The organism is Paenibacillus caseinilyticus, from assembly GCF_027533645.1.
Lineage (GTDB): Bacteria > Bacillota > Bacilli > Paenibacillales > NBRC-103111 > Paenibacillus_G > Paenibacillus_G caseinilyticus.
The window spans coordinates 341,925-365,383 of record NZ_JAQAGY010000004.1 but is presented as its reverse complement, the minus strand read 5'-3'; the positions used below and the strand labels follow the sequence as shown (position 1 = coordinate 365,383).

The following is a 23,459-nucleotide window of genomic DNA, read 5'->3' as shown; positions in this document are numbered from 1 at the left end:
GTACCGAGCAACAGATCTATTGCAGCAGAACAGCCCGCCAGCCTGGCATCCAGGTATGGCGGGCTGTTCTGGCTGGACAGAACATGCATGCAAGCAGAGGGGAAAATGGATTATACGGAATTTGAAGCAGCCTTACTCATTGCGTCCAGCATTCGCTTTCGAATGAGAATCGGGTTGATGTCGGGGGAGGAGATGTGCGCCACATAAGGTGAGGCACTGGTGTTGATTTGGTCGTCAGCCGCCTTGACTGCCCCATAGAATGTATAATGCGGCAAAAAGGTCATGCCGATTTGATTGGCCCAAGCTTGAAGGGGCCGGGTCAGTTCGCTGATCGTGTAGCCAATTAAGCCGCCCGACTGATACGAAGCAGCATCGCCTCCAATCGAAATTGCCAGGATCAGTTCTTTGCCGGCTATGGCTTTGCCTCCGGCTCCGAACAGCCATGATGTCGTGAATACGTCATCGATCCATTGTTTGAGCAAAGCAGGCATGCTGTACCACTGGAGAGGAAATTGGAGTACGATCCGGTCATGCCGGGTGATGAGGTCTTGTTCATTCTCCGCATGGATTGCAAAGTCGGGGTACGCCTTGTATAGTTCATGAACCGTGATGGAATCGGGGGATTCACGGAGCTCCGACAACCAGCGTGTATTGACTCGTGAGCGTTCTATGTTCGGATGGGCTGCTACGACTAGAATATTCATTGGTCTCCTCCCGCCTCGTTCCCTTCGAATGTTCCGGTATAGCCGGGGACCGGACGATGAGGGACAGCACCGACGTCGCTGCCCGCGTCCCATACCTGTTCGGACGGGGCATCAATCAAGCTCTCTCTGTGAATCTTTGGCAAATGATCACGCTCCTTGAACTCATTATATTTTTGATTGAGTTCTTAGTCAACCATAAATTACCATCAGTCCGGCCTGAACAATGAAGTGGCTGATTCGGCGATTTGTTGGAATTTTTCGCTCATTGCGTTGTTCATTTCAGTCTCTTCCCATCCTTGAGCGGCGAAATCCTGAGCCAGCTGATCCAGATAATTCATCCCTTGGGAAACAGCTCCCCAAAATTGCATGGCCATCAGGTTGGCGTCTCCCTGACGGATGGCGCCTTGTTGAATTCCTTTGTCTATCGCTTGTGCCATCGGCTTGATAAATCGCTTCATCCATTCAAAGGGCGACAACTCTCCAGGCGCATACAGATGATGCAGATCCAGGCTGATCCGCATATAGAAACGCTGGGTCTCAGGCTCCTTGACGACCCGTTCACAGACGAGTACGGCATAGTTTTTGAATTGCTCGAGCGCCGGTACATTCTGTTCGAAGTACGCTGTCGTGTAGTGGAGGGATTGGTCCATCATATGTTCGTACAGCTCACGAAACAGCTTCTTCTTATTCTTGAAGTAGTAATACACCAGTCCGTGGGCTAGACCCGCCTGCTCTGCAACATCGCTTAGTGCCGCAGCCGAATAGCCCTTGGCCGCATAGACCTGAATGGCTGCCTTCAAAATCTCTTGTTTGCGCTGCTCACGAATGGACTCATTCTGTTGCTTTGTACGTGGAGACATATCTTCACACCTTGTCTACATTTTGTTTACCAGTATACGTTACTGTAATCCAGATGGAAAAAGCAAGGAACGATCACCGTTGGAAGATCCAGGCGGTGCCCCAGTCAGCCAGGCAGCCGGCCGGCAAGGAGCTTCAATAGAGCAATCGATAAGAACTCTCCCTGCTTCAAGTATTATAAAATGAATGTGGATATCAGCCGCGATGATCGACTGGGTTGGATCTATACCTAGTGAAGGAGTGAATCGTCTGGAACTCATTGAGGTATACAAAAGCGATCTCCAGCGCTATTCCATGGAGCAGCTAAGGCATGTACCCCAGCACGGGGGCTGGTCTCTCGGCCAAATGTACCATCACTTGATCGCTGCAGCTCTCGACTATCTGGACCAAGTGGAACTCTGTATATCGGCAAGTGAAGAGCAAGTGGGAGGAAAGACGGAGGCCGGAGAACAATTGTATGCGGCCGGCGCCTTCCCGCAGGTAAAAATCAAATTGCCCGAAGGATACGGAGACGCCCCGAGCAATTCGGAAAGCAAGGACGACCTAAGGCGCGGACTTGACTTAGTCCTGAAGCGAATGTCGGAATGCGAGAAGAGTGTCCATGCGGCCAGCCCGAATTGCAAAGTCCAACATGGCGGTTTTGGCTGGCTGAATTCACGGGAGTGGTTCGATCTCATCGGCATGCACTTCCGCCACCACCTCCGCCAGAAGAGTGAACTGGAGCAGCATCTTGAAGCTTGTATGGAGATGGACCATCCAAAACGGGGAGGGGTATGAGAATGGGGAATTTAGGGGCAAAACCAATCGATGTGATCACTTTGTTCGTGGAGGATCTGAAAGGCGCGATATCGTTCTATCAAGAGGTGTTTGGACTTCCCATCGTGTTCGAAGACGACAACTCCGCCGTATTCGAATTCGGGAATATGTGCATCAATCTGCTTCATATCTCCGCGGCGCCGAAGCTTATCGATCCCGGCACGGTCGCAGGCCGCGAAGCAGGGGCCCGTTTTCAGTTCACCATCCGTGTGGAGGATGTGGATGCCGTATGCAGTGATCTGGCTGCACGCGGGGTTGCTCTTCTCAACGGGCCGATGGACCGGCCGTGGGGGGTGCGGACGGCAAGCTTCGTTGATCCGGGGGGTCATATCTGGGAGATCGCTCAGCAGTTAACTTGATCTGTGGAGACTTACGGTATTCGACCGGCTGTCTTGTCCTATCGTGAGCCTCCACAACCTATCCGAGCGACCGCTGGGCACGATCCATCACGCTCTGAATGTAAGTCTGCAGTACGTCAATGAACAGCTTAGCCGCCTGCCCCATGAATCGGTCCGTACGGTATAGGATACAGATGTCCTGGCTTGGTGTAGGATTCAGCAGCTTGACGGTGGATATCTGCTCCCGGTTCAGATGATCGAGCAGCAGACGGGGGAGAATACAAGCCCCAACTCCTTGTTCCACGAGGGAGAGAAGCGTCGATAACGTGGAAGTGACGATCGGATTGTCAATCGATAACCCTTGTGCCTGACAGCAGGAGTGGATCACCTTCGTAATCTGATGCTCCGGGCCGAACATGACCATCCTCAGCTGCCCCAGCTGCTCGAACGGAATGGCCTTCGACTTGGCGAGAGGGTGGTCCGACCGGATCGCCAGTGCGAACTCCTCGTGGAACAAGGGGATGACGGCGATACGCTCATCGGGATGGACAGGAACCGTGGTAACCCCGAGATCCCGGGTGCCGGCGGCAACCTGTTCATACACATCCGTGCATTCCGTGACATGGAGCGAGAGCTTGGGATATGTCCGGTGGAAGTCGACCAGCAGCGCCTCGAACAGCAAGTCCCCGTCACCCGGGAGGATTCCGATGTCCAGCCGGCCGCCCTCCATCTTCTTCAGATCCGCAATCGCCCCTTGGATATAATCGACGCGTTCGAAGATGAGCCGGCTTTGCTCCAGTAAGATGTTCCCCGCTTCCGTCAATGCAATCCGCTTCCCGATACGGTCGAACAGGGGAAGACCTAACTCATTCTCCAAAAACTTGATCTGCTGGCTAAGATTCGACTGTGTCGTGCAGAGCTTCTCGGCCGCTCTGGAGAAGTGCATCTCCTTACATATAGCGGCAAAATATTCAAGCTGTCTCAGTTCCATACACCGTGCTCCTTTCGATCCGCGTGACTCTCTCTATCATTATAACTGGGCTCAGCCCCATTTTACACAATTTTCCTGGCCATCATTACTGAAACCGATCCATATCATCGGAATTACGTGATTGTTGCACAGCGGAGGAGAAGGTATTCTTACATTACGAAAGCGAACCACATACCAACAACAAACCGGGAGGCGTTATCATTTATGGCACAAGCGATTATCAATACGGGTAAAGTACTGCATCAGATCGTGATCGGGAAGCTTCAGGGAGTCGAGGAGGCCACGCTCGACGTCCAGCCGGAAGGCTTCAATAATACCATCCGGTGGAATGCCGGCCACATCGTTTGTTTACTGGATAAGTTCTCTACACTCAGCTTCGGCTCCCCTTCGGCTGTACCGGATTCCTATGAGGCGTTATTCAACACCGGGACCAAGCCTGCAGACTGGTCGTCGGCGCCTCCGTCGAAGGAAGAGCTGCTCGAGCTCTTGACGGCCCAGCTTGCCCGCCTGTCCGAGCTCACGCCAGACATGCTGGAAGAGAAGCTGGAGGCGCCGGTGACCCTCGGACCGTTCCAATTTAATACCGCCGGCGAGCTGTTCAACTTCGCTTTGATTCACGAAGCCATTCACCTCGGCATGATATCGAGCCAGCTCAAGGTCCAGTCGTGCTAATCCATGAAGAGCCGGCGTCAAGCGCTGCCGCATGAGGGCGGCCCATGAACCACGTCAACAGAAATAAGAACGAGCCGCAGACCCAGTTCCGCATCGGCGGTGTGGACCAAGGCGGGGTTACTACAGCGCTGCCGGCCGGCTACGACTATACGAAGTGGCATAGCCTGCGGGTGGAGAAAGCGGATAGCGCCTTCAAGATCTTTGTGGACGGCATGCTGAAGCAGACTCGCAGCTATGCCATGGGCGGCGGCAAGATCGGCTATACGACGCAGGACGCCCATGCGGACTTCGGCTATGCGGCGTTCAGCAACAAAGTGAGCGGCAGCAATGCTTTGGACGCGTACAAGCCGGTAACCTTCTGAAGAAAATCGGCGGCATGCCCTGTTTCGATAAGCCCACTTAAAAGCATCGAACCCTTCAGCCCCTGCAGCGCTGGCCACCGGAGCGGTTCACCATATGAAAGTAGTCGTCAGCGGTGCCAACATCAAGGTGTATGTGGGAGATATGGCGGTACCGAAGATCAATTACACCGATAACAGCCCGAATCCCTTCACACACGGCAAGACCGGGCTGCGGGCGAACAACAAACTCACGCAGTTCGATCATTTCAAAGTGGCTCCTTAAAGAATACAAGCCCTCTTCGACCGAAGGGGGCTTCTTCTTTGTTGCAAGCCAAAAAAAACGAATATACTCTCAATCAATATACTTGTTATCAACCTTTCACTGCAACAAAAAAAGACCCCCTTGTTTTAAGGGGACTACAGGATTTAAAAATATATTTTGGAATCTTCGGTGCGGAGAAACCAGGCGGCATCCGCAATCATCTTCACGAGCGCGGCGTCGGCGAGAGAGCCGTTCACCGCACTATGTTCCAAGCCGTTCCAAGCCGAACCGGGTATAGAGCCGGGAGCTTGTCGCCGCCGTGCCGAACAGCTCGTTCTCGTCTGTGCTTACATCCAATTCGTTCAAGGCCGAAGGCGTCTTCATTATACGCCGGTTGTCCTAGCGGCCGCGGATGCAGAGGCGATAGGTGCGCTGAGCATTTCGAGGGTCAAAGCTGGCCAAAGAGTTGACGGGATCAAGGTCATATGATAACTTATCATCGAGAATGATTCTCATTTTCGATTGCAAGGAGGAAATTCACGTTGACAACCTATAATATCCAGGGCAGCGATCCCATGAACCCGGTCTTACTCCAGTTTCGTTCTGCCCAGTTCATCCAGGAGGGGGGCCTGGAGCCCCGGTTGATTTCTTCCTACCATATGATTGTCGCCAAACAAACCGAATGCTATATGACGCTGGACCTTCAGGAGAAGCGCCGGTTGTCTCAAGAAGCCGTATACATAGCTGCGCCGGGTCAGACGGTAGCCATTCACCATGAAGAAGGGAAGAAGCTGAACGTCTTTCTTATTGAGTTTGATGTGCATCAACCGGGGGACTCCACGCCGGACTTCCTGCTGGCCGGCGACATTCCTGTCCGTTACGACCTGCGGTTAATTCAGTATTGTGAACATCTCTGCGAATGCAGCCAAAGTGGCCGGAGTACCGAATGGCTGCACGGTCAGTCCATCCTGTATGAGCTGCTCTATTGGATCATGACGCACAGGCCTGACAACCAAGGGAGTCTCGATTCGCGCGCTTCCATGGAGAGGACCAAAGCGTATATCGACACGAACTACGGGGACAGTCTGAACCTGGAGCAACTGGCCCAAATGGCCGGGATCAGCCCTAAATATTACGGCAGTTTATTCAAAAAAATGTTCGGTAAAACCGCCATTGACTATTTGACTGAAGTTCGAATCCGGAACGCCAAACGGCTCATGATGCAGTCGGATCTACGTCTGCGGGATGTTGCGTTCAAGGTCGGATATCACGATGAGTTTTACTTCAGCCGTATGTTCAAGCGGGAGGTCGGCGTGTCGCCTACAGCCTACCTGAAGAACCGGAGCCATAGGATTGCGGCTTACTCCGCCCCCATTCTGGGGCAGCTCCTTACACTCCAAATCATTCCCTACGCGGCACCGCTGCACCCCAAGTGGACCTCATATTACTATGACAAATACCGTTCGGAGATCCCGCTGCACTTAAGCGGCTTCCGCTTCAATGAAGATTGGGAATCCAACCTGCAGGCGCTGGCGGGCAGTGAGGTGAGTGTGATCATCACTACGGATCAGCTGCATCCGCACGAGAAAGAACGGCTTGAACATATTGCGCCGGTACATATGATTTCCTCATACGAAGCAACATGGCGTGAACAGCTGCAATCGACCGCACGCATTGTAGGCGCTTCCGATAAGGCAGAGGCCTGGCTGGACGGTTATGACCGGAAGGCAGCCGTGGTTCGCGAGAAGCTGCAGGATCAGATGAAAGAAGAGCTGGTGCTGATCGTCAGCCAGTTTAAAGACGGCTATCATATCTTTCCCACCCGGGGGATGAAAGAAGTGATCTATGGGGATCTGCAGATGAAAGCTCCCGAGGAAGCCCATGGCTATGCCATTGGACAGAAGCTGAGCCTGGAGCAGATCGCTTCCATGGATGCGGATCATCTCTTGCTGAATATATGCCAGGAGAGCGAAACCCTGCATCACTGGGCACAGATCCAGACTTCCGCCTTATGGAGGAACATGAAGGCGGTGAGAACGAACAAGGTGCATTTGATTTCTTCCGATCCTTGGCGGGAATACTCCGCTTATGCGAGCGAGCGGATGATCAACGATCTTCATCACCAGTTATGCGGGAATTGTACATGAAACCTTCGGCAGATCGTTCATGTACCTGCAGGCACCCATCTACTATACTCTACTGAGAATGATTATCATTAACAACGAGAAAGAAGGTACCTTTTTTGATGAAGAAAATATGGACTATCGGCGCCGCGACGCTGACACTGATGACACTGATGGCGTGCGGCAAAGCGGAGCCGGCCGCCGCGGTGAATCCACCGGCCCAGAATGCCGGCAGCACGTCCCAGGCGGCAGGGGAGCCGGCAACCGCCGGAACCAAAGTCATCCAATATGGCGGCAAGAGCTACACCGTTCCGGCTAAGTCGGAGAAACTGGTCATTACCGGCGCGCTGGAATCGATGGAGGATGCCCTGCTGCTGGATGTGAAGCCGATCGGCGCCATTACGGTCGGCGGTGCCTTCCCGCCGCTGTTCGCCCCTATTACGGGTCAAGCCGAAGGCATCGGCGAGAAAGCCCAGCCGAACCTGGAGGCCATTCTGAAGCTGAAGCCGGACGTCATCCTGATGAGCACGAAATTCCCGGCCGAGACGATCGAGAAAATGAGCAAGATCGCCACAACGATTCCCGTATCCCACATTGCCAGCGACTGGGAGAATAACCTCGGCCTGCTGGGCGAACTGACCGGCAAGCAGGATAAGGTCAAGGAAGTGCTGACCCAATACAAGGCGGATACCGCAGCCCTCAAGGAAAAGATCGGCCCGGTACTCAAGGATAAGAAGGTGCTCGCCATCCGTGTGCGGGCAGGCAGCATGTTCGTTTATCCGCAGGACGTGTTCTTCAATCCGTCCATTTATGCCGAGCTTGGCGCCACTGTCCCGGACGTGGTCAAGGGGGCGAAGGCGCAGCAGAACATCTCCCTCGAGAAGCTGTCCGAGATCAATCCGGATTACTTGTTCGTACAGTTCTCCGAAGACGAGAACAAGGAGACGCCGAAGGTATTCGAGGAACTGAAAAGCAATCCGATCTTCCAGAGCATGAATGCGGTGAAGAACGGCCAATTGTATACGAACCTGGTTGACCCGTTGACGCAGGGCGGGACCGCCTACAGCAAAATCAAGTTCCTGGAAGCGCTGAGCCGGAGCAGCATCGTGCAGGCCAAGTGATCCAGGCTGCCTCAACTACCATCAAACGCAGAGTTCCCGTGCATAGAATGATTCTGGCCGCAGCCCTGCCGGTCCTGCTCCTCACCATGCTCCTGTCGGTCATGTACGGGGCCAAGAGCATGGAGGCCGGCCGGATCGCCGAAGCGTTCCTGCATTTTGACGCCGCGAGTGTGGACCACCAGATCATTATGCACTCCCGGCTGCCCAGAGTGATCGGCGCGCTGCTCGTCGGCGCTTTCCTGGCGGTGTCGGGAGCGCTCATGCAGGGGATCACCCGCAACGACTTGGCTTCCCCATCCATTATGGGCATCACGGACGGATCCGCCTTTGCCGTTACCGTCTGCATGGTCGCCATGCCCTACGCTTCGTCGATGGGAATGATCCTTGCCTCGTTTGCCGGCTCATTGCTCAGCATCGCGATGGTCTTCGGCATGGCCTCGCTGCTGCCCGGCGGGATGTCTCCAGTGCGGCTTGCGATCCTCGGCACGCTGACCGGCACCTTCCTGAGCAGTGCTGCGTCAGCCATTGCCATGTATTTTCAGGTCTCGCAGAATATCAGCTTCTGGTACAACGCGCGCCTTCATCTGATGGACCCCAAGCTGATCGTGCTCGCCGTGCCGTTCGCTGCTGCAGGCCTGCTGATTGCGCTGGGAATATCGAAGTCCATCACGATCTCCGCGCTGGGCGATGAGATGGCCGTATCGCTGGGACAAAATACCGTACGCATCAAGCTGCTGGCGACACTCAGCGTCATCCTGCTTACAGGCGTATCCGTTGCTATAGGGGGGCGTATCGGCTTCGTGGGACTGATTATTCCCCATTTGACGCGCTTTCTTACCGGTCTGGATTACCGCCATATCCTCCCCTGCTCGGCGGTGATCGGCGGCGTATTCCTTGCTCTGTGCGACGTGCTCAGCCGGTTCCTGAACTATCCTTACGAGATGCCGATCGGCGTCGTCACCGCGATCATCGGGGTTCCCTACTTCCTCTATCTGATCCGGACGAGGGGAGGGAAGAGCCATCGGTAAGGCTGCTGCAAAAACAAGACTGCCCTTCACCGTCCTTATGACGGGGGGCCTTGGGCTGGTGCTGCTGATCGCCTACATCTCGCTGACGAACGGTGTCTTCGACATCTCCGTGAGCGATACGGTCCGCACCATACTGCGGAGGGATCCGCGGCACGATTACGATCTGGTGATTCTCGAGTTCCGGCTGCCCCGGATTGTGATCGGGGCGCTTGTCGGCATGGGCCTTGGCATGGCGGGAGCCGTGATCCAGAGTCTGACGCGCAACAACCTGGCCGATCCGGGCATCCTCGGGATCAATGCCGGAGCAGGGGCCGCGATGGCGGTGTTTCTGTTCTTTTTTCAGGGGAGCATCAAAGGAACCTCCTGGGGCGCCGTAATGGCGATGCCGCTGGCCGGCTGGGCCGGCGGTCTGGGTGCTGCGCTGCTCATCTATGTCTTCGCGCTCCGGCAGGGGCGGCTGGACCCGCAGCGTCTGCTGCTGACCGGGATTGCGTTGTCCTCGGGACTCTCGGCAATCTCCGTCTTCGTCACCCTCAAGATGAACGCCCAGGACTTCGAGATGTCTGCCGTCTGGGTATCCGGCTCGATCTATAACGCGAACTGGAAGTACATCCTGGCGATGCTGCCCTGGCTCGTGGTGCTGATGCCGCTCCTGCTGCTGCGCTCGCGCAAACTCGACTTATTCCCCCTGCATGAAGACAGCTCCCGCGGACTGGGTATGGAGGTCGAGAAGGAGAGGGGGCTGCTGCTGCTCTGCAGCATCGGGATCGTCAGCGCCTGCGTCAGCGTATCCGGCGGCATCGGCTTCATCGGACTGATGTCTCCCCACATCGCACGCCGGCTTACCGGCCTGGCGCACCGGCGGCTGCTGCCTCTCAGCGCCATCATCGGCGCATTGCTGGTCATGGGGGCCGATTTGATCGCGAAGACGGTATTCGCCCCGGTCGAGCTGCCGGCGGGCATTGTGGTTGCCCTGATCGGCGTGCCTTATTTTGTCTGGCTGATGTACCGCAGCAAGCATTCGTAGAGAAGCCGCCCGCAAGGGGCGGCTTCTTGTATGATGAACCAGGCCGTCAGGGCCTGTCTCATCTGTACTTGCATCAGGGAAAATCCGGGTGCCGGGAGACCAGGCTGGAATGGGACCCAAGCTGGAATGGGACCCAAGCTGGGGTAGAGCCAAGCGGCGTATTCGGTAAATAGTACATCCGGATATGGGGAGATCGTTCATGTTCCATCGGGGAAGATGGCTTTATAATTAATAATGATAATCATTCTCATAAAGGGTGATTGAAAAGAGGTGCAGACCCGTTGAACCGTTATCAGGAAGCAGCCCCGCCGTTCAAGGAGCAGGGGCACAGCAGCGAATCATACGTACTCCCTGGCACGAAGCAGTTTCTACTGCATACGGAAGACCGGGAGCAGTCTTACCGCATCATGGTGGCCTCCCCTCCGCAGGCTCCGCCGCCGCAGGGTTACCCGGTGATGTACGTCCTTGATGCCAACGCACTGTTCGGCACGATCGTGGAAGCGATGCTTGTACAGTCACGCAGGCCTGAGAAGACCGGTGTCCATCCGGCCGTGATCGTGGGGATCGGATATCCGCACGACGAGCCCTTTGACCCGAGCCGGTTTTACGACTTTACGATGCCTACCCCCTCGGAGGTGCTCAGCGCTCTCCCCGTCAGGAGACCCGGTCAGGAATTACCCCGCACCGGAGGCGCCGACAAGCTCAGAAGCTTCATAGAGCACATCCTAAAGCCCCGCATCGAGCAGGACTATCCGATTAACCGCAGCCGCCAGTCGGTGATGGGCCATTCCTTGGGCGGACTGTTCGTCCTTCAGACGCTGCTGACACAGCCGCATACGTTCCAGTCCTATATCGCCGGAAGCCCTTCGATTCATTGGAACAAATCGCTGATCGCAGAGCAGGTGAAGCAGCTGTCCGCCCGCCTGCCTCTGATCAGCCCCCCGCTGAATCTGCTCATCACCGTCGGTGAGCTGGAGAGGGATCATCCCAGCCGGATGTGTGACAATGCCAGAGAGCTGTATGAGCGCCTATCCCGCTTGTCCTTCAAGGGCCTGCACACCGGGTTCCATGAATTCGAAGGGGAAGGGCATGTGTCCGTGCTTCCTGGAATGGTCAGCCGGGGTCTGCGCTTTGCACTGGGAGGGTAGACCTAATGCACAGAGATAAGTTCAGAGATGAGTTCAGGGCTGGGATCAAAAATGAGTTCCGAGATCAGGTCGTGCTCGTGACCGGTGCCGCCCAAGGGATTGGAGCGGCTGTCGTCCGGGCCTTCGCCGAGCGGGGGGCCAAGGTTGCGGCTGTCGATCTGCAGCTCGCAGCATTGGAGCGTCTGGCAGGCGAATGGTGCGCCGAAGGCCTGGCCGTCACCGCTGTTGGAGCAGACGTCCGCTCGGCCGATGCGGCTAAGGAAGCCGCCGAACATGTAGAGCGCGAGCTTGGTCCGATCCGCGTGCTCGTCCACGCTGCAGGCATACTCCGTACCGGTCCGCTGGACACGTTGAGCAGCGAGGACTGGTCAGATACCCTGGCTGTCAATATCGGCGGCGTGTTCCACATGTCGCAGGCCGTCGTATCGTATATGAAACCCCGCCGCAGTGGCGTGATCGTCACGGTGAGCTCCAATGCGGCAGCCGTCCCTCGCATGAACATGGGAGCTTATGCGGCTTCCAAGGCAGCGGTCACCATGCTGACCAAGTGCCTCGGTCTGGAGCTGGCCGGCGACGGCATCCGCTGCAATATCGTCTCGCCGGGCTCGACGGATACGCCGATGCTCCGGTCCATGTGGACAGACGACGAAGGGATGCAGGCGACCCTTCACGGTTCGCTCCCGGGTTACCGGACGGGAATCCCGCTGAACAAATTGGCGACGCCCGAAGATATAGCCTGCGGCGTGTTGTTCTTGGCCTCCGAGCAGGCAGGCCATCTGACCATGCATGACCTGCGTATCGACGGAGGAGCTACACTTGGCGTTTAACCCAGCGAAGGAGGCGAAACTCAGCCTATGAATACGAATATTCAGCTTCAATCTCCCCCATGCGCCGAAGCTCTCCTTGAAGAGTACCAGCCGGGAACTTCATTCTTCTTTGCTTCCCCGAGCGCAACCCTGCTGGCTCAAGGGACATTGGCCGTCCTTCCGGGTACTGCCGGACCGAACGAGCTTGCCACTCTGCCGCAGCGGGCGGCCCAGCTGCTCGCCCATATCCGGCAGCCGGGCCGGGATATACCGGTGCTGGTCGGTGCTGTGCCGTTCGACCCGTTGCAACCGTCGCAGCTCGTGGTGCCAATGACCGTACATAAGCTTGGGCCGCTGAACGGCAGCCAAGCGGGGAACGCCCCTCTTCCGGTGGGATCCGACTTTACCTCTATGCCGGTCCCCGCTCCAGGCATGTACGTGAGCGGCGTGGAGCGGGCGCTGTCCCGGCTGAGATCCGGCGAGCTGGACAAGATCGTCCTCGCGCGGTCTCTGCAGCTTACTTCAACGAATCGGGTGGATATCCGGCAGCTTCTGCGCAACCTCGCAAGGCATAATGCCCACGGCTACACGTTTGCCGTAGATCTGCCGAAGCGGATCGACGGCACTGCCCAGGCGAAGCCGTCCGTGGAGGGCCGCACGCTGGTGGGAGCAAGCCCAGAGCTGCTCGTTGCCCGGAAGGGGCGCGAGATTACCGTCAATCCGCTCGCAGGTTCCATTCCGCGCAGCGACGACCCGGCGGAAGATGCACGGCGGGCTGCATCGCTGCTCGCCTCGCCCAAAGATCTTCGGGAGCACGCTCTGGTTATTGATGCGGTTGCCGCTGCGCTGCGCCCCTACTGCCAGCCGCTGCATGTGCCTGCGCCAACCTTAGTGCAGACGTCAACGATGTGGCATCTGTCGACCGAGATTAAGGGGCAGCTGACCGATCCGGATGTCTCCTCGTTAGAGCTCGCGGTTGCCCTGCATCCGACGCCGGCCGTCTGCGGATCGCCTACCGAGCTGGCGCGCGAAGCGATCCGCGAGATCGAGCCGTTCGACCGCGGGTTCTACACCGGCCTTGTCGGCTGGTGCGACGCAAGCGGAGACGGGGAATGGGTCATCACCATCCGCTGCGCCGTAGCGGAGAGCCGGACCTTAACGCTGTACGCCGGAGCAGGCGTAGTAGCGGAATCGAGCGCCGAAAACGAGCTGAGGGAGACGACGGCCAAATTCCAGACCATACTGCAGGCCATGGGGGTCACCCATAAGGAATGAGCCGGAATGATCAAGCCGGAGAGAATGAGACAAAATGATCAAGGAGGAAAGCGAATGTTAACGGGATTTGAGGCGTGGCCAGAATCCGTCGCAGCACGGTACAGGGAAGAAGGACTCTGGCGGGGACAAACCTTGGGCGCGATGCTCACCGAGTGCGCCGAGCGCTTCGGAGACCGGACCGCTGTGGTCGGCGGGAATGACCGGTGGAGCTACAAGGAACTGGAAGCGAAGGTCGATGCTTTGGCTGCAGGCTTCCTGCAGCTGGGGCTGCATCGCGAGGATCGGGTCGTGGTGCAGCTGCCCAACACGGCGGTCTTTTTCACCGTCATCTTCGCCTTGTTCCGGATCGGGGCGATCCCCGTCTTCGCGCTTCCCCTGCACCGCCGGAGCGAAATCAGCTACTTCTGCGAACATAGTGAAGCGACTGCTTACATTATTCCGGATATCGAGGGCGGGTTCGATTACAGGGGACTGGCCGCTGAGGTCCTAAGTGCGGTTCCGTCACTGAGGCATGTCCTTGTCGCCGGCGAAGCCGGTCCGTTCGTCTCGCTGGACGAAGCAGCCGCCATGGGGGACAGCAGGGCTCCCGGCGGCTGGCCGGAGGTGAAGGCCGGCGATGTGGCCTTCCTGCAGCTCTCTGGAGGCAGCACCGGTCTGCCGAAGCTGATCCCGCGCACGCATGACGATTATGCGTACAGCTTCCGCCGGAGCGCCGAGGTCTGCGGCCTCAGCGAGCAGAGCGTCTACTTGGCGGCCCTTCCGGTCGCCCATAACTTCCCGCTGAGTTCCCCCGGCGTCCTCGGCACGCTGTATGCGGGCGGGACGGTAGTGCTGTCGCCAAGACCCGGACCGGACGACACGTTCCCCCTGATCGCCAAGGAACGGGTGACAATCACCGCGGTCGTGCCGCCGCTCGCCTTGATCTGGATGGAAGCCGCCGCCTCCCGCGAATGCGACTTCTCCAGCCTGGAGGTGCTTCAGGTCGGCGGAGCCAAGTTCAGCGCGGAAGCGGCTGCCCGGGTGGGGCCGGTCCTCGGCTGCAGGCTGCAGCAGGTGTACGGGATGGCCGAAGGCCTCGTCAACTACACGCGCCTGGACGATCCGGATGAACTGGTCCTCCACACGCAGGGCAGGCCGATGTCCCCCTGGGATGAGATTCGCGTGCTGGACGAAGATGACCAAGAGGTGGAGCCGGGCGAGGCAGGGGAACTCTGCACCCGGGGCCCCTACACCATCCGCGGCTACTACAAAGCGGCGGAGCATAATGCAAGAGCCTTCACGGTGGACGGATTCTACCGGACAGGGGACCTCGTGAGGGTCAACCCTGCAGGCTATATCGTTGTCGTAGACCGGGCCAAGGATCAGATTAACCGGGGCGGGGACAAGATCGCTGCCGAAGAGGTGGAGAACCACCTGCTGTCGCATCCGGGGATCTACAACGCCGCTATGGTGTCGGTTCCCGACGCCTTCCTGGGCGAGCGTTCGTGCGCCTTCATCATTACACGCGAGCCGGGCACACCGTCCGCTGCCGAGATCAAGAGCCATTTGCGGGAACGGGGCCTGGCACCGTACAAAATTCCCGACCGCATGGTCTTTGTGGACCAATTCCCGCTGACGTCTGTCGGCAAAGTGAGCAAAAAGGCGCTTCGCGAGTCACTGGCAGCGGCGCAGGGGACGCAGCCAGCCAAATAACAATAACCATCCAATTACTGAAATGTACAAATTACGATCAAATCATGAAAGAAGGTATATTATGGCTCTTCCGAAGATTGCACCATATGAAATGCCGACAGCTTCCTCGCTGCCGGCAAACCGGGTATCGTGGACCATCGAACCACACCGGGCTGTCCTGCTGATTCATGACATGCAGCAGTATTTCGTGAACGCCTTTAACGTGCAGGCATCGCCGGTCACCGAGCTGCTGGCCCATATCGGACTCCTGCACAAACAGTGCAGGGCACTTGGCATTCCCGTCGTGTATACGGCTCAGCCTGCCGGACAGACCCCCGAGCAGCGCGGACTGCTCTTTGACTTCTGGGGATCGGGCCTCAATGATCATCCCCATCAAGTGCACATTGTTCCCGAACTTGCCCCGCTGGAGGGCGACATCCAGTTAACGAAATGGCGCTACAGCGGCTTCCGGAAGACCGAGCTGGCCGAGATTCTGAAGCGCAGCGGACGGGATCAGCTGATGGTCACCGGTGTCTATGCCCATATCGGCTGCCTCATGACCGCCTGCGAGGCGTTCATGCAGGATATTCAAGCGTTCTTCGTCGCCGACGCGGTAGCAGATTTTTCCCTTGAGAATCACCGGATGGCCCTGAACTATGCCGCCCAGCGCTGCGCCATGACGCTGACCACGCAGGATGTGATGGGGCAGCTGGAAGCCGGATCTTCTGCCGGATTCCCGGAAGAGAAGCAGCCCCACGAACGTGCGCAGGACGTGTCGCTGCCGTACAGCCGGCAAGCCCTGCGTGAACAAATCGCGGGTCTGCTTTTCGAAGCGCCCGAGTCCCTGGGGGAGGATGAGGATCTCATCGAAGTGCATGGGCTCGACTCCATCCGGGTGATGAGCCTGGTGGAGAACTGGAGACGGGCCGGTGTGGAAGTGTCGTTCGTCGAGCTCGCGGAGCGCCCGACGATTGCAAGCTGGCATGAGCTGCTCGCATCCAAAGTGAAGATTACGGTTCCCAATCTGGACTACTAGCTAAGAAGAGAGGAGGCATGCAAGCATGCTTGTCCAAGTACAGACCCGGCGGCCTCTGTCCGGCGCTCAAGCGGGCATTTGGTTTGCCCAGCAGCTTGATAGGGAGAACCCGATGTACAACACGGGGGAGTTCATTGAAATAGGCGGACCTGTCGATCCAGACCGGTTCGAGCAGGCTCTAAAGCAGGTGATCCACGAAGCGGATGCGCTTCATGTGACGTTCGAAGAGGACGGCGAGGGACCTTGGCAGATTACCCGCGATGAGCCCCAGTTTCCCTACCGGTATTTGGACCTGCGCGGGGAATCCGATCCTTACCAGGCGGCACAGGACTGGATGAAGAGGGACCTGGCGGTCCCTTGCCTCTTGACGGAAGGGCCGCTCTTCGCCGAGGCCCTGATCCGGATCGGCACCGAGCGCTTCCTCTGGTATCAGCGGATTCACCATATCGCGATCGACGGGTATGGCTTCGGGCTGCTGGCCAAACGGGTGGCAGAAGTATACTCGGCCGCTATGAACCAGCAGCCGGCTCCGCACGGCGTGTTCGGATCATGGCAGCAGGTGCTGGAAGAGGATGAAGTGTACCGCAAGTCGGAGAAAGTGGAGCAGGACCGCCGGTTCTGGCTGAACCTCTTTGCGGACGACCCGGATGCCGTCTCCCTCGCTGACCGCTCGCAGCGTCCCGCGAGAAGCTTCTTCCGGCAGTCAGCACGGCTGACGCCCGAACATACCGCGCGGCTGCGCACCGTCGCCGAGCTCCACAACGTCACGTGGCCGGAGCTGGTGCTGGCCGCCACGGCAGCTTATATCCATAGACTCACAGGCTCATCGGATGTCATTCTCGGATTTCCGATGATGGGACGCATCGGCTCGGCGGCTCTCGGTACGCCGGGCATGGTGATGAACATCCTGCCCTTGCGGTTGTCCGTGCGCCCGGGGATGAGCGCTGCCGAACTGGCACAGCAGGCGGCCCGCGAGGTGCGCATCATCCGGAAGCATCAGGGCTACCGGCACGAAGAGCTGCGCCGGGATCTGAAGCGGGTCAGCGATAACCGGAGGCTGTTCGGTCCGCTTGTGAACATCATGCCGTTCGACAACAGCCTCCGCTTTGGCGGCTATGCCGGCCGCAAGACCAATCTGTCGGCGGGTCCCGTGGATGATCTGACTCTTCACATCTATCCGCATACGGATGAGGGGAGCCTGCAGATCGATCTGGACGGACATCCGGGGCTGTATTCGGAAGAGGAGCTGCTCGCTCATCTCCGCCGTTTCACCCGGTTCTTATCTACATGGGGAGAAGCCATGCCCGGAGAGCCGATCGGCCGAATGGAGCTGATCTCCGGGGAAGAACGCCGGAAGGTGCTCCAAGATTGGAACGATACGTGCCAGCCGCCGGCCGCGTCCAGAACCAGCGTGCTCTTCGAAGAGCAGGCGGCTAGGACCCCGGAGCATGCCGCCGTTACCTATGAACGGGACACGGTCAGCTATAGAGAGCTGAACGAACGAGCGAACCGGCTTGCCCGGCTGCTGATCGGTCTCGGAGCAGGACCTCAGACGATCATCGCCTTATCGCTGCCTCGCTCCATGGAGATGATCGTCTGCATGCTCGCCGTCCACAAGACAGGGGCGGGCTATCTGCCGCTGGATCCCGAATATCCGGCGGACCGTACCCACTACATGCTGGAGGATGCCAAGGCGCTCGTGCTGCTGACGGTCCGGGAGACGGCCGGGAGACTGCCGGAGCTGCAGGGGACAAGACAGGTGCTTCTCGATGATGCGCAAACGCTGGAAGAGCTGGAATCCCTGTCTTCCGCGAATCTGGAGGACGCCAAGCTGTACGCAGTGCCTGCCCTCACGGATCCGGCTTACATCCTGTATACCTCCGGGTCGACCGGAATGCCCAAAGGTGTGGTTATTGGCTTCGGCAGCCTGACGAACTTCCTGCTCGCCATGCAGGAGGGGCTCTCCCTCGGCACCGAAGATCATCTGCTGGCCGTCACGACCGTGGCTTTCGATATTTCCATCCTCGAGATCTTCTTGCCTCTGTTGAACGGTGCCCGGCTCACGGTAGCGAACAAAATCACCGTGCAGGACCCGGTCGCGCTGTCCCGTCTCCTGGCCGAGTCGGCTCCCACCCTGATGCAGGCGACGCCGTCCCTCTGGCAGTCGCTCGCCGAACGGCCCGAAGCGCCGCTCCAGGGACTGAGGGTACTGGTGGGCGGAGAAGCGCTGTCCCCGGAGCTTCTTCATGCGCTGCAGACCCGGGGCTGCGCGGTAACGAATCTGTACGGGCCTACGGAGACGACGATCTGGTCGACGGTACACGATATTCCTCCCGGGACGGTCAAACCGACGATCGGCAGACCGATCCGCAATACGCAGGTCTACATCCTCGACAGCGGGCTGCAGCCTTTGCCGGCCGGGGCGGTAGGAGATCTATACATAGCAGGGGAGGGCCTGGCGATCGGCTACAAGGACCGGGCGGCCCTGACGGCCGAACGGTTCACAGCCAATCCGTACGGGCCTCCGGGCTCGCGGATGTACCGTACGGGCGACCTGGCCCGCTGGCTGCCTGACGGCACGCTGGACTACATCGGCCGGGCCGATCATCAGGTCAAAATCCGCGGGTTCCGGATCGAAGTCTCCGAAATCGAGTCGGTCATTGCAGGTTATCCCGGGATCCTCAAGACTGCAGTTGTCGTCCGGGAAGACCGGCCCGGCGACAAGCGGCTTGTCGCTTATGCCGTAACGCAGGAAGCGGCAGGCATCGACCCGGCGGCCGTGCGGGAGTACGCCGGCGGCATGCTGCCGGACTACATGGTGCCGGGGGCTGTCGTGCTCCTGAGCGAGCTGCCGCTGACGCTCAACGGCAAACTGGACCGCAAGGCGCTGCCGGCGCCAAGCTACAATACGGCCGAAACGAAGCGGACGGCCCGCACACCGCAGGAGGAAATCCTGGCCTCGCTGTTCGCGGAGCTGCTGGGGGTTCCGTCGGTCGGGATCGACGACGACTTCTTCGAGCTGGGCGGCCATTCCTTGCTGGCCGGGCGGCTCATGAGCCGCATCCGCGACGGGCTGGACGTGGAGGTGGGCATCTCCGCCTTGTTCGATTCGCCTACCGTCGCGGCATTGGCCAGGAAGCTGGATCAGGCGGCGGCCGCCCGGCCTCCGATCCGGGCGGCCGAGAGACCCGAAGAGATCCCGCTGAGCTTCTCCCAGAAGCGGCTCTGGTTCCTGAACTGCCTGGAGGGGCCCAGCCCGACTTACAACATCCCGCTCGTCGCGCGTCTTCATGGACCGCTGGACTCCGGTGTGCTTCAGGAAGCGCTCTGCGATCTCGTGCGGCGGCATGAGAGCCTCCGCACGATCTTCCCGGAGCAGGATGGAACGGCCCGTCAGCAGATCCTGGAGCCGGCTGCTGCGTATCCCGGTCTGATTACAGCTGAGGTAACGGAGAAGGAGCTGGACGAAGAGCTTGAGCTCGCGGTGCGTTACGGATTTGATCTGGCGGCGGAACCGGCATTCCGCGTTACTCTGTTCCGCATCATCCCCGAACATCCGGGAGCAGGGGAAGCGGGCGCCGGGGAGACGGAAGAGCACGTGCTGCTCCTGCTGCTGCACCACATCGCGGGTGACGGCTGGTCCCTGCACCCTCTGACGCAGGATCTGTCTACAGCCTATACCGCGCGGTCCAAGGGAGAAGCGCCTGACTGGCCAACGCTATCCGTACAGTACGCGGATTATGCGGTATGGCAGGAACGCCTGCTGAACGAGAGCGATGCGGACAGCCTGATCGCCGGCCAAACGGCTTATTGGCGGCAGGCGCTCCGGCAGCTGCCGGACCAGCTGGAGCTGCCGACGGACTTTGCACGGCCGGCAGAAGCCACACACTATGGCGATACCATCCGCATGAGCATCCCACCGGTGCTGCACGGCCGGCTCGCCCTACTTGCCCGGGAGTCGCGGACGAGCCTCTTCATGGTCATCCAATCGGCTCTTGCCGCAATGCTGACCCGCCTTGGGGCCGGAAGCGATATTCCCCTCGGCAGTCCGATCGCCGGACGCAGCGACGATGCGCTGGGCGGGCTCATCGGCTTGTTCATCAATACGCTGGTGCTCCGTACGGATACCTCGGGCGACCCGAGCTTCCGGGAACTGCTGGAACGCGTGCGCACAGCCAACCTCTCGGCATACGAGCATCAGGATGTGCCGTTCGAACGGCTCGTTGAAGTGCTTAATCCGCCCCGGTCGCGTGCAAGACACCCGCTCTTCCAGATCATGCTGGCCTTCCAGAATACGCCGGAGCCGCGTCTCCAGCTCCCGGGCATCCGTTCCGAGCTGATGCTGCATACGGTCGGCCGGGCCAAGTTCGACATGACCATCGAATTCCGCGAGCGCCTCACGGACGCGGGGGCACCGGACGGGATCGACGGCTGGCTGGAGTATTCCAGCGATCTGTATGAGCGGGAGACCGTAGAGACGTTCGCCGAACGGCTGCTGCTGCTTCTGGAGCGCGCAGAGCAGCATCCCGATCAATCCATCGGCATGCTGGACATCCTGACGCCGGAAGAAGAGAAGTATAGACGGATCCAGCCCCAGCTGGGCAGGGTTACCGTGAGCCTCACGGATCTGTTCGAAGATCAGGTGAGGCGCCATCCGGATGCCGTTGCTGTGGTGTACGGGGAAGAGTCTCTCACGTACAGCGAACTGAACCGCCAAGCCAACCGGGTGGCCCGGCTGCTGATGGCCCATGGGGCCGGTCCGGGACATATTGTCGGCTTGGCACTGCCTCGTTCGGCCCTGATGCTCGTCGGCATTCTCGGCGTGCTGAAGTCCGGAGCAGGCTACCTGCCCCTGGATCCCGATTATCCCGCCGACCGGCTGGCGTACATGCTGGAGGATACGCAGCCGCTCTCCGTGATCGGCTGCCGTCAGACCAGGGCAGTGCTGGAAGAGCTTGGTGTTTCTCGGCCGGTCATTCTCGACGATCCGCATACCGCGCAGAGCCTCGCACAGCTGCCGGACACGAATCCCGCCGGAGCCGAGCGGCATCCGGAGCTGACGCCCGAGAACACGGCCTATATCATCTATACTTCCGGCTCCACCGGCAGGCCCAAGGGCGTCGTCATCGAGCACCGCAATGTCGTCAGGCTGTTCACGTCGACGGACGCGTGGTTCCGCTTCGGACCGGAAGACACATGGACGCTGTTTCACTCGTACGCCTTCGACTTCTCCGTGTGGGAAATGTGGGGAGCCCTATTGTACGGCGGCCGCCTCGTCGTGGTGCCGCATGCCGTCAGCCGTTCGCCGGAGGAATTCCTCCGTCTGCTTGCTGAGGAGCGCGTAACCGTACTGAATCAGACGCCTTCCGCCTTCTATCAGCTCATGCAGGCCGACCGGGAGCATCCGGAGGTGGGGGCGAAGCTGGCCCTGCGATATGTCGTATTCGGGGGAGAAGCCCTGGATCTGCGCCTGCTCGGCGACTGGTACGGGCGGCATCCGGAGGATGCTCCGCGTCTGGTCAATATGTACGGCATTACCGAGACGACGGTTCACGTAAGCTACAACCCGCTGTCCAAGGAAATGACCGAGAGCAAGGCGAACAGCCTGATCGGCGGAGCCATTCCAGACCTTGGCGTGTATGTGCTCGATTCGCACATGCAGCATGTGCCTCCGGGTGTGACCGGCGAGATGTTCGTCTCCGGAGCAGGGCTGGCGCGCGGGTATTGGCAGCGTCCCGGTCTGACCGCCGAGCGGTTCATCGCTAATCCGTACGGGGAGCCTGGCTCCCGCATGTACCGTACAGGGGATCTGGCGCGGTGGCGCAAGGACGGCACGCTGGATTACATCGGACGGGCCGACCAGCAGGTCAAAATCCGCGGCTTCCGCATCGAGCTCGGCGAGATTGAGGCGGTCCTTACGCAGGCGCCGGGAGTACAGCAGACGATTGTCGTAGCCCGCGAGGATGTGCCGGGGGACAAGCGCCTCGTCGCCTATGTGATCGCCTCTTCGGAGACGGCGGGCAGCCTGGACCTCAGCGTCCTGCGGCAGACCGCTGCCGATGCACTTCCGGGGTATATGGTACCGTCCGCTTTCGTGGAGTTAGATACCCTGCCGCTCACCGTGAACGGCAAGCTCGACCGCAAAGCGCTGCCGGCACCGGAAGTCTCCCGTTCGGCCGGCGGCAGAGGGCCGCGTACGCCGCAGGAAGAGATGCTGTGCAGCTTGTATGCCGAAACCCTGAATGTTGCACGCGTAGGCATCGATGAAGGCTTCTTTGATCTCGGCGGGCATTCCCTGCTGGCTGTGAAGCTGATGAGCCGGATCCGCGAATCCCTCGGGGTCTCCCTCGGCATCGGAACCCTGTTCGAAGCGCCGACGGTAGCGGAACTCGCGGAGCGGCTGGAGGGAGGGAGCAGCGAGAAAGCGCTGGAAGTGCTCCTGCCCCTCCGTCCGGGCGGCGCCCGCCCGCCGCTGTTCTGCATCCACCCGGCAGGGGGTCTCAGTTGGTGCTACGCAGGGCTGATGAAGTCGCTGGGCCCGGACTACCCGATCTTCGGGCTGCAGGCCAGAGGCATTGCCCGCAAGGATGTGCTCCCCGGCAGTCTGAAGGAGATGGCCGCGGACTATATGGCCCACATCCGAAGCGTTCAGCCCAAAGGACCGTACTATCTGCTCGGCTGGTCGCTGGGCGGCAACGTGGCCCACGCCCTGGCCCAGCTGTTCCAGGAAGCGGGGGAAGAGGTGGCCTTGCTCGTGATGCTCGATGCGTTCCCAAGCCACTTCCTGCCCCTGCGCGAAGGGCCGGACGAGAAAGAAGCGCTCATCGCCCTGTTGGCGCTTGGCGGATACGATCCGGACAGCCTGGGCGACCGGCCTCTGGATATGGACGGCGCCATCGAGATTCTGCGCAGCGACGGCAGCGCGCTGGCGAGTCTGGAGCCGCCCGTGATCCGGAGTCTGAAGGATACGTACGTCAATTCCGTGCGCATTCTGGCGGAGTTTAAGCCGGGCGTCTTCCAGGGGGATCTGCTTTTCTTCCATTCGACCGTCATTCCCGATTGGTTCACGCCGATCTCGCCGGATACCTGGATGCCTTATGTCCAAGGGAAGATCGAGCGGTATGATCTCGCGTGCCGGCACAAAGACTTGTGCCAGCCGGCCCCGCTGGCCGAGATCGGACGCATTCTGTCGGAGAAGCTGGAAGCCATGCACCGGCCTCACCAACCAAATCACTAACCGAC

The 23,459-nt window shown here is 59.3% G+C and carries 20 protein-coding genes; 15 read left to right on the top strand and 5 right to left on the bottom strand.

What is annotated here, in order from left to right; all coding sequences use genetic code 11:
- Window positions 1–110: 110 nt before the first annotated feature.
- The 3 genes from O9H32_RS08925 to O9H32_RS08915 form a co-directional block, all read right to left on the bottom strand.
- On the bottom strand, window positions 111–704 hold the full coding sequence (locus O9H32_RS08925) for an NAD(P)H-dependent oxidoreductase (protein ID WP_269865647.1): 594 nt from the start codon (window positions 702–704) through the stop codon (window positions 111–113).
- Window positions 701–847: an SRPBCC family protein gene (locus O9H32_RS08920; RefSeq protein WP_269865646.1), complete on the bottom strand. Its 147-nt coding sequence runs from the start codon at window positions 845–847 to the stop codon at window positions 701–703. The genes O9H32_RS08925 and O9H32_RS08920 overlap by 4 nt, the downstream gene beginning before the upstream one ends.
- A 63-nt stretch (window positions 848–910) precedes the next feature.
- Window positions 911–1,564: a TetR/AcrR family transcriptional regulator gene (locus O9H32_RS08915; protein WP_269865645.1), complete on the bottom strand. Its 654-nt coding sequence runs from the start codon at window positions 1,562–1,564 to the stop codon at window positions 911–913.
- Window positions 1,565–1,802: 238 nt separating this feature from the next.
- Between O9H32_RS08915 and O9H32_RS08910 the strand changes: the two genes are divergently transcribed.
- Together O9H32_RS08910 and O9H32_RS08905 are read left to right on the top strand one after the other, a co-directional pair.
- Window positions 1,803–2,339: a DinB family protein gene (locus O9H32_RS08910; protein WP_269865644.1), complete on the top strand. Its 537-nt coding sequence runs from the start codon at window positions 1,803–1,805 to the stop codon at window positions 2,337–2,339.
- 2 nt (window positions 2,340–2,341) lie between these two features.
- Window positions 2,342–2,737 (top strand): VOC family protein, encoded by a 396-nt coding sequence (locus tag O9H32_RS08905; protein WP_269865643.1) that lies wholly within the window; start codon window positions 2,342–2,344, stop codon window positions 2,735–2,737.
- 58 nt (window positions 2,738–2,795) lie between these two features.
- Here O9H32_RS08905 and O9H32_RS08900 read toward each other — a convergent pair whose 3' ends face one another.
- Window positions 2,796–3,707, bottom strand: a complete 912-nt coding sequence (locus O9H32_RS08900) for a LysR family transcriptional regulator (RefSeq protein WP_269865642.1) — start codon at window positions 3,705–3,707, stop codon at window positions 2,796–2,798.
- 204 nt (window positions 3,708–3,911) lie between these two features.
- Between O9H32_RS08900 and O9H32_RS08895 the strand changes: the two genes are divergently transcribed.
- The 3 genes from O9H32_RS08895 to O9H32_RS08885 all read left to right on the top strand — a co-directional run bounded on the left by O9H32_RS08895 (window position 3,912) and on the right by O9H32_RS08885 (window position 5,003).
- A complete protein-coding gene (locus O9H32_RS08895) occupies window positions 3,912–4,379 on the top strand; it encodes a DinB family protein (protein WP_269865641.1) in 468 nt (155 codons plus the stop codon).
- A 44-nt stretch (window positions 4,380–4,423) separates the two neighbouring features.
- On the top strand, window positions 4,424–4,741 hold the full coding sequence (locus O9H32_RS08890; protein ID WP_269865639.1) for a hypothetical protein: 318 nt from the start codon (window positions 4,424–4,426) through the stop codon (window positions 4,739–4,741).
- A 94-nt stretch (window positions 4,742–4,835) separates the two neighbouring features.
- Window positions 4,836–5,003 (top strand): hypothetical protein, encoded by a 168-nt coding sequence (locus O9H32_RS08885; protein WP_269865638.1) that lies wholly within the window; start codon window positions 4,836–4,838, stop codon window positions 5,001–5,003.
- Window positions 5,004–5,243: 240 nt separating this feature from the next.
- On the opposite strand, the gene O9H32_RS08880 is transcribed toward O9H32_RS08885, so the two are convergent.
- Window positions 5,244–5,366, bottom strand: coding sequence for a hypothetical protein (locus O9H32_RS08880; protein WP_269865637.1), 123 nt, complete (start codon window positions 5,364–5,366; stop codon window positions 5,244–5,246).
- Between the two features lie 158 nt (window positions 5,367–5,524).
- On the opposite strand from O9H32_RS08880, the gene O9H32_RS08875 reads away from it, so the two are divergent.
- The 10 genes from O9H32_RS08875 to O9H32_RS08830 all read left to right on the top strand — a co-directional run bounded on the left by O9H32_RS08875 (window position 5,525) and on the right by O9H32_RS08830 (window position 23,454).
- Complete coding sequence (locus O9H32_RS08875) at window positions 5,525–7,129, top strand: AraC family transcriptional regulator (protein WP_269865636.1); 1,605 nt, start codon at window positions 5,525–5,527, stop codon at window positions 7,127–7,129.
- Window positions 7,130–7,227: 98 nt separating this feature from the next.
- Entirely contained in the window at window positions 7,228–8,226 is a 999-nt protein-coding gene (locus tag O9H32_RS08870; RefSeq protein WP_269865635.1) for an ABC transporter substrate-binding protein, read from the top strand.
- Window positions 8,227–8,273: 47 nt separating this feature from the next.
- Window positions 8,274–9,254 carry a FecCD family ABC transporter permease gene (locus O9H32_RS08865; RefSeq protein WP_269865705.1) on the top strand — a complete coding sequence of 327 codons (981 nt, stop codon included), beginning with the start codon at window positions 8,274–8,276 and terminating at the stop codon, window positions 9,252–9,254.
- A 37-nt stretch (window positions 9,255–9,291) separates the two neighbouring features.
- Window positions 9,292–10,281, top strand: a complete 990-nt coding sequence (locus O9H32_RS08860; RefSeq protein ID WP_269865634.1) for a FecCD family ABC transporter permease — start codon at window positions 9,292–9,294, stop codon at window positions 10,279–10,281.
- 281 nt (window positions 10,282–10,562) lie between these two features.
- Window positions 10,563–11,429: an alpha/beta hydrolase gene (locus O9H32_RS08855; protein ID WP_269865633.1), complete on the top strand. Its 867-nt coding sequence runs from the start codon at window positions 10,563–10,565 to the stop codon at window positions 11,427–11,429.
- Window positions 11,430–11,434: 5 nt separating this feature from the next.
- Window positions 11,435–12,256: a 2,3-dihydro-2,3-dihydroxybenzoate dehydrogenase gene (locus O9H32_RS08850; RefSeq protein WP_269865632.1), complete on the top strand. Its 822-nt coding sequence runs from the start codon at window positions 11,435–11,437 to the stop codon at window positions 12,254–12,256.
- Between the two features lie 27 nt (window positions 12,257–12,283).
- Entirely contained in the window at window positions 12,284–13,510 is a 1,227-nt protein-coding gene (gene dhbC, locus O9H32_RS08845) for an isochorismate synthase DhbC (protein WP_269865631.1), read from the top strand.
- A 54-nt stretch (window positions 13,511–13,564) separates the two neighbouring features.
- Window positions 13,565–15,202: a (2,3-dihydroxybenzoyl)adenylate synthase gene (locus tag O9H32_RS08840; protein ID WP_269865630.1), complete on the top strand. Its 1,638-nt coding sequence runs from the start codon at window positions 13,565–13,567 to the stop codon at window positions 15,200–15,202.
- 61 nt (window positions 15,203–15,263) lie between these two features.
- Window positions 15,264–16,217, top strand: a complete 954-nt coding sequence (locus O9H32_RS08835) for an isochorismatase (protein WP_269865628.1) — start codon at window positions 15,264–15,266, stop codon at window positions 16,215–16,217.
- 25 nt (window positions 16,218–16,242) lie between these two features.
- Window positions 16,243–23,454 carry an amino acid adenylation domain-containing protein gene (locus tag O9H32_RS08830; protein WP_269865627.1) on the top strand — a complete coding sequence of 2,404 codons (7,212 nt, stop codon included), beginning with the start codon at window positions 16,243–16,245 and terminating at the stop codon, window positions 23,452–23,454.
- Window positions 23,455–23,459 lie beyond the last annotated feature (5 nt).